A 413-nucleotide genomic window follows, 5' to 3' on the forward strand; every position below is an offset into this window, starting at 1 on the left:
GCTAAAGCCTTGGGTATATCTGCTTTCCTTAGTAACAAAAAAGGATTTCTCACTTTATAATAGCTCCTTTGAGCACTGTGGATGAATCCTCTCATTACGCCTAAATTAATAGAGGTTTCTCCAATAGAATGTCTCATAATTGCCTGTGGAACAATCTCAATTGGAATATTATTTCTACGACACCTTATTGACCACTCAATATCTACAAAATCTATAAAAAAAGCCTCATCCATCACTCCAGCAATATCAAAAACCGCTATAGTAGCTGCCGAACCAGATGATATAATCACGTCTACAGGATAAGGTGCCTGTTTCCCTGTACTATATATTTTTTTTAGCAACCCGAACCGGCTAAACCTAAAAGAAGGATACTCATAACCCTGCTTCGCATCAAAAAATACCGAAGCTACCAC

Annotated in this window: 1 protein-coding gene; it reads right to left on the reverse strand. The window is 37.8% G+C overall.

Annotated features, from left to right (window positions below):
* Positions 1–290: hypothetical protein (locus AB4Z50_RS36150; RefSeq protein WP_441887326.1), on the reverse strand; the 290-nt coding region annotated here is incomplete at its 3' end.
* Positions 291–413: the final 123 nt, after the last annotated feature.

This window comes from Paenibacillus sp. 2TAB26, from assembly GCF_052115145.1.
Taxonomy (GTDB): Bacteria; Bacillota; Bacilli; order Paenibacillales; family Paenibacillaceae; genus Pristimantibacillus.